General features: G+C 65.7%; 7 protein-coding genes. 3 read left to right on the plus strand and 4 right to left on the minus strand.

What is annotated here, in order from left to right; all coding sequences use genetic code 11:
- The 4 genes from RMQ73_RS05540 to RMQ73_RS05555 form a co-directional block, all read right to left on the minus strand.
- Nucleotides 1–184, minus strand: a 184-nt coding sequence (locus RMQ73_RS05540) for a hypothetical protein (RefSeq protein ID WP_310497075.1), incomplete at its 3' end; no start/stop codon positions are given.
- 92 nt (nt 185–276) lie between these two features.
- Nucleotides 277–786 (minus strand): hypothetical protein, encoded by a 510-nt coding sequence (locus tag RMQ73_RS05545; protein WP_310497076.1) that lies wholly within the window; start codon nt 784–786, stop codon nt 277–279.
- A 3-nt stretch (nt 787–789) separates the two neighbouring features.
- Entirely contained in the window at nt 790–1,245 is a 456-nt protein-coding gene (locus tag RMQ73_RS05550) for a phage holin family protein (protein WP_310497077.1), read from the minus strand.
- 2 nt (nt 1,246–1,247) lie between these two features.
- On the minus strand, nt 1,248–1,616 hold the full coding sequence (locus RMQ73_RS05555; RefSeq protein WP_310497078.1) for a hypothetical protein: 369 nt from the start codon (nt 1,614–1,616) through the stop codon (nt 1,248–1,250).
- A gap of 120 nt (nt 1,617–1,736) precedes the next feature.
- Here RMQ73_RS05555 and eno point away from each other — a divergent pair, with 120 nt between their 5' ends.
- The 3 genes from eno to RMQ73_RS05570 all read left to right on the plus strand — a co-directional run.
- Nucleotides 1,737–3,014 carry a phosphopyruvate hydratase gene (gene eno, locus RMQ73_RS05560; protein ID WP_310497079.1) on the plus strand — a complete coding sequence of 426 codons (1,278 nt, stop codon included), beginning with the start codon at nt 1,737–1,739 and terminating at the stop codon, nt 3,012–3,014.
- 43 nt (nt 3,015–3,057) lie between these two features.
- A complete protein-coding gene (locus RMQ73_RS05565; protein WP_310497080.1) occupies nt 3,058–4,368 on the plus strand; it encodes an N-acetylmuramoyl-L-alanine amidase in 1,311 nt (436 codons plus the stop codon).
- A 51-nt stretch (nt 4,369–4,419) separates the two neighbouring features.
- A partial coding sequence (locus RMQ73_RS05570) for a transglycosylase domain-containing protein (protein WP_310497081.1) occupies nt 4,420–6,276 on the plus strand: 1,857 nt, incomplete at its 3' end.

The following is a 6,276-nucleotide window of genomic DNA, read 5'->3' on the forward strand; positions in this document are numbered from 1 at the left end:
CCTTGGTCAGCGTTTTGTCGCGCAGCGTGGCAAAGCCGTCGCCGACCATGGTTTCGATGAAACCGCGCGCGGCCGGGTCGCCGGGGCTGGCGGCGGCAGGCGCAGCAATCTGGGCCGCTGCACTGGCCAGCGGCAGCGGGGCGACGAGCAACAGCAGCAGCAAAGGGGCAAGACGGCGCATCATATTCATCCATAAGCAAAGGCCCGGTGGATCATCACCGGGCCCCAAGATTAAACTCGAGATGTCATTATCGCGCAGCGCGGCTGAACCGCAAATTACGCATCACCGCGCAACAGGCGTTTTTCAGCCTCGCTGCTGGGCAGCAGCAGCCCGAGCACGGCGCCCGCAGCGAGACCGGCGAGGATCGCCATCAAGGGATTGGATGCCGGTGTTGCCAGAAGCGCGGCAGGCGCGGGTGCCGGTTCGTCTTCGAGGAATTCGTCGTCGTAAAAACGCGGCGCTTCGCCCATGGCTTCTTCATAGTCGGTGTAACCATCCAGATCATCACCAAGATCGAGCGTGGCCCCGCCGATCTGGCGTCCGGCCAATATCGCCACGGCCACGGCTGCGATGCCGGCACCGATGGCGATCGGATGCGCCTTCAGGCCGGCGCCGGCCCGGTTGGCAATTTCCTCGCCGCTGGCCTTGGCCTTGGCGCCCGCGACATTCAACAGGCGGCGGGGATCAAGCTTGGTTTCCAGCGCCGCGATGCTGCCGGCCATACGGTCGCGGGCGGCGCTCGCAGCGGCGGCACGGCCTTCGACATCGATCGATTCAGACGCCATCACTCACTCTCCCTTGCTGTTGCCACCAGTGGCCGCCGGGGTCCGGCGGGACTTTCGCATCAGCATCACTGCACTTTGACCAACATTGGCGATTGCCTGGCGCGGCGCAAGACTCGATCGCTTGATTCTCGACAGGCCGAACATGACAAGCGCCCCGCCGCCAGCCGCAATCAACAGTGCCGCGACCAGACAGGCCAACACAGGCCCGATAGCCGGCACCAACGCCATCACCAGCGCTGCCGCCAGCGCGGCAATGGCAAGGCAAAGCGCAAACAGGCCAATGGCAACAAGGGCAATGCCGCCGCCGGCAACGCGCGCGCCCGCACCGATCTCGGCCCTGGCCAGGTCCAGATGGCTCTGCACCAGTGCCGCAGCGTCGGCGACCAACTGCCGGATCAATTCCAGCAGCCCGGCGCTCGTTCCCGTGCGTCGCGGTTCAGGGCGGGGGCCTTGCGCCATGCTCAGCGGCTCTGCGCCGGCGGCATATTGGCCTTCAGCAGGCGCACAGCGACAAAGCCCAGCGCTCCTGCAAGTCCGGCGGCGAGCGCCGGCTGCTCGGTCGCCAGCCGCCGGCCATCGGCAATCAGGTCGCCCAGATCGCGGTCGGCAATGTCACGGCGCAGCGTATCGATGCCATTGGCAGCCTCGCGCAACAGGCCGGCCACCGGCGCTGCCGGTCCGTGAAAGCGACCGGCCAGTTCGTTCACGGTCAAAACCAGATCGGACACGCTGTCCAGCAGGCTGGCCTTGCCGCCTTCTGCCAGGCTCATCAACTGGTCATTGGCCATGCCGATCAGTCCGGCGGGGCTGTAGGTGTTGGGTTGCGACACAGGCCTTTTCCAATCCTTCGTCTTGCCGCGCGGGCTTGCCGGTCCTAGATGGCGCTTCAAGGCCGTTGGTGCAACTGCCGATCAGTTCAACAGTTCCCCCCAAGATACGGAAATCCTGCCGTGACCGCCATCATCGATATCCACGCCCGCGAAATCCTCGACAGCCGGGGCAATCCCACCGTCGAAGTCGATGTTGTGCTGGAGGACGGCTCCACCGGCCGCGCCGCCGTGCCATCGGGCGCTTCCACCGGTGCCCATGAGGCTGTCGAGCTGCGCGACGGCGACAAGGCCCGTTACATGGGCAAGGGCGTCCTGAAAGCGGTCGAGGCCGTCAATGGCGAGATTTTCGATGCCGTGTCGGGCATGGAGGCCGAGGAACAGGGCGAAATCGACGCTGCCATGATCGAACTTGATGGCACGCCGGGCAAATCGCGGCTGGGGGCCAATGCCATTTTGGGGGTCAGCCTCGCCGTCGCCAAGGCCGCAGCCGATGCGCGCGGCCTGCCGCTGCACCGCTATGTCGGCGGCGTTTCGGCCAGTCTCCTTCCGGTCCCGATGATGAACATCATCAATGGCGGCGCCCATGCCGACAACCCGATCGACATTCAGGAATTCATGGTCATGCCGGTCGGCGCCGGCAGCATCACCGAGGCCGTGCGCTGGGGCGCCGAGATTTTCCACACGCTCAAGGCCGAACTCAAGGCCGGCGGCCACAACACCGCTGTCGGCGACGAAGGCGGCTTTGCCCCCAATCTGGGCGGCGCCCGCGCCGCGCTGGACTTCATCATGGCCGCCATTGCCAAGGCCGGCTTCAAGGCCGGCGAGGACGTGTTCCTCGCGCTCGATGCCGCCGCCACCGAATTCTACCATGGCGGCAAATATGAGCTGGTCGGCGAAGGCCTGAGCCTCGATGGCGCGGCGATGACTGCCTATTACGCCGATCTTGTGCGCAACTACCCGATCCTGTCGATCGAGGACGGCATGTCGGAAGACGACCTGACCGGCTGGAAAATGCTGACCGACGCGCTGGGCGACAAGGTGCAACTGGTTGGCGATGACCTGTTCGTCACCAATCCCGTGCGGCTGGCAGATGGCATCAAGACCGGCCTTGCCAACGCGCTGCTCGTCAAGGTCAACCAGATCGGTACGCTGACCGAAACGCTCGCCGCCGTCGATATGGCGCACCGCGCCCGCTACAACACCGTCATGTCGCACCGCTCGGGCGAAACCGAGGATGCGACCATCGCCGACCTGGCGGTGGCCTGCGGCTGCGGCCAGATCAAGACCGGCAGCCTCGCGCGCTCGGACCGGCTCGCCAAGTACAACCAGCTGATCCGCATCGAGGAAGAACTGGGCCAGACCGCGCGTTATGCCGGCCGGAGCGTGCTCCGGGGTTAACGCCCGGCTTGCTCCTGCCGGGGCGCGCCCGTATCGGATGATTGTGCGCGTCCTCCTCCTGCTTCTGCTGCTGCTTGCGTCTCCTGCCATGGCGGCGCGCATCACTGCGCTGTCCGCCACGCCCGGCATGGTCACCATCACTGCCGATGCACCGCTGCCAGTGGCCAACAGCTTCACACTGGGCAATCCGCAGCGGCTCGTGGTGGATTTCGTCGGCGTCGTTGATGGCGTGTTGACGGCAGTCGGTGCGAACAGCGTGGCCGGGGTGCGCGTGGCGATGTTTGCGCCTGGCACCGCGCGGCTGGTCATCGACATTACCGCGCCTGTGGAAATCCTGTCGGCACGGGCACAGGGAAACCGGGTCGTCATCACATTGAAACGTACCACGGCGGCCGGTTTTGCGGCCCAGGTGGCGCGCGGCCGCCGCCCGCTCCCGCTGCTGCGCGAAGATGGCCCACCGCCGCCGCCGACCTTGCCCACCGACAGCTTCAGCCTGCCGGCCGATTTCGCCCGCCCGCCGGTTTCGGTACCGCAAACCGCCCGGCCCGGCGCGAAACCACTTGAAATGCCTCTGCCCCAGCCACCCTTGGCCCAACCCGCGGCCGACATGCTTGACCGCAAGCCCGACTTGCCGCCGCCGCGCCCGCGCGCTTACGGCGTCAAACCGCGCGACGGGTCAAAGCCGCTGGTGGTCCTCGATGCCGGGCACGGCGGCAAGGATGTCGGCGCCATTGCCGTCACCGGCGGCCATGAAAAGGACGTGACGCTGGCCATCGCCCGCGAAACTGCGCGCATCCTCGAAAAATCCGGGAAGGTGCGCGTGCGGCTGACCCGCGACGGCGATATCTTCATCCCGCTGGGCGGCCGCGTTCGCATCGCCCGCACGGCGCGGGCCGACCTGTTCATTTCCATCCATGCCGATGCCGCCGCCAATCCCGACGCCGGCGGCGCCAGCGTCTACACCTTGTCGGCAGTGGCAAGCGATGCCATCGCGGCGCGGCTTGCGGCTCGCGAAAACAAGTCCGACATCATCGGCGGCGTCAACCTGGGCGTCGAAGCGCCGGATGTGGGCGACATCATGGCCGACCTGGTGCGGCGCGCCACGGGCAATGTCTCTGCGGCCTTTGCCGACACCTTGCAGGCCTCGCTTGAGGAACGCATCCGCTTTCGCGGCGAGTTCCACCATTTTGCCGCCTTTGCCGTCCTCAAGGCGCCCGATGTGCCGTCGGTGCTGCTGGAAACCGGCTATGTCACCAATGCACAGGACGCCGAATTCCTGTTCTCCAAAACCGGCCAGCGCACGATCGCCAAGGGCATCGCCGAAGCGGTGCAGCGCCATCTGATCGGTGATTGAGGTGCGTCCCATGGGGTTCCCACAGGGCTGGCGAGGCGCTATCTGGCTTCCGTGACGCGCCGCCTGCTTTTCCGTTTCGGCATCCTCGCCCTCTTGCTGCTGGCCGGAGCTGGCGCCGTGCTGTGGTCGGCGACACGCGGCCTGCCGACCGAAAATGACCTTGCCGATTTTGCTTCCGCGCTGCCCTCGACGGTGCGCGACGTGTCGGGAAACATCGTCACCAGCTACACCCGCGAAAAGCGCATCTATCTGCCTTATAACGAAATTCCCGAAACACTGGTCCAGGCCTATATTTCGGCAGAGGACAAGACGTTCTTCGAACATGGCGGGCTGGATTACATCGGTATTGCCGGCGCCGTGGTCAGCAACATCGAATCGATCTTTACCGGCAAGCGCCCGGTCGGTGCCTCGACAATCACCCAGCAGGTGGCCAAATCACTGATCGGGAACGAGGTGACGCTGTGGCGCAAGCTGCGCGAGGCCATTCTGGCGCGGCGCATCGAACAGGTGCTCACCAAGCAGCAGATCCTCGAACTTTACCTCAACCAGATATTCCTCGGCCGCAATGCCTATGGCGTCGAAGCGGCCGCACAGGCCTATTTCGGCAAGGGTGTTGCCGAGCTTGATCTGGCGCAAATGGCCTATCTGGCCATACTGCCCAAGGCGCCGAGCACCTACAGCCCGGTCACGCAGAACGCACGTGCGGTGGTCCGGCGCGACTATGTGCTGCGCCAGATGCTGGCCAACGGCTTCATCACCGAAACCGAGCGCGCTGCCGCCACCGCCCTGCCGCTGGTCGCTGCACCCAGCCGCGCGCTGCCGCGCCCGCGCGACGACAGTTTCGTCGAGGAAGTGCGGCGCACGCTGATTGCGCGCTTCGGCACCGACCAGACCGACGGGCGCAACAGCGTTTATGGCGGGGGGCTGTGGATTCGCACCTCTCTCGATCCGCGCCTGCAAGCGGCGGCGGAAACCGCCATGCGTGACGGCATGCTGCGATACGAAGCGGGCCGGGCGTGGCGTGGCCCGCCGGCGCATATCGAGCCGGGCGGTGGCTGGCAGGGCCGGTTGTCGGCGACTTCGATCCTGCTGGGCTATCCGGCGTGGCGCAAAGCGGTCGTGCTTGCCAAAAGCGGCGCCGATTCGACATTGGGCTTCTCCGACGGCACCACCGGGCTGTTACCGTCATCGTCGGCAGTGCGTCCCTATCGCGGATCGAACCGTTCGGCAGGGCAAGTACTCAAACCCGGCGATGTCATCCCCGTCGTGCGCAATGGCGGCAACTGGGCGCTGCGCCAGGCGCCGCTGGTATCGGGCGGCATGGTTGTCGAGGACCCGCATAGCGGCCGCATCCTTGCCATGGTCGGCGGGTTCGATGCGCGCGCCCAAAGCTTCAACCGCGCCGTGCAGGCCAAACGCCAGCCCGGCTCGACCTTCAAGCCCATCGCCTATGCCGCCGCCATGGACCATGGCTTCACCCCGTCATCTATCGTGGTCGATGGCCCATATTGCGTGTTCCAGAACAAGTCGCTGGGCCAGAAATGCTTCAAGAATTTCGACAATCAACGTTCGGCCGGCGCCCAGACGCTGCGCTGGGGCCTTGAGCAATCGCGCAACCTGATGACGGTGCGGGTGGCCGATGCCGCCGGGATCGAGAATATCACTGCGCAAGCCAAGGCGCTGGGAGTCGGCAGTTATCTGCCGGTGCTGTCGATTGCGCTGGGTGCCGGCGAAACCACCGTGCTGAAACTCACCAATGCCTATGCCCAGATGTTCAACGCCGGGCGCAAGCTCGAAACCAGCCTCATCGATTATGTGCAGGACCGCGACGGCAAGGTCATCTGGCGGCGTGACACGCGCAGCTGCCCCGGCTGCAACGCGCCAGATTGGAAAGGCGAGGCGATGCCG

It is taken from the genome of Sandarakinorhabdus sp., assembly GCF_031430775.1.
Classification (GTDB): Bacteria; Pseudomonadota; Alphaproteobacteria; order Sphingomonadales; family Sphingomonadaceae; genus Sandarakinorhabdus.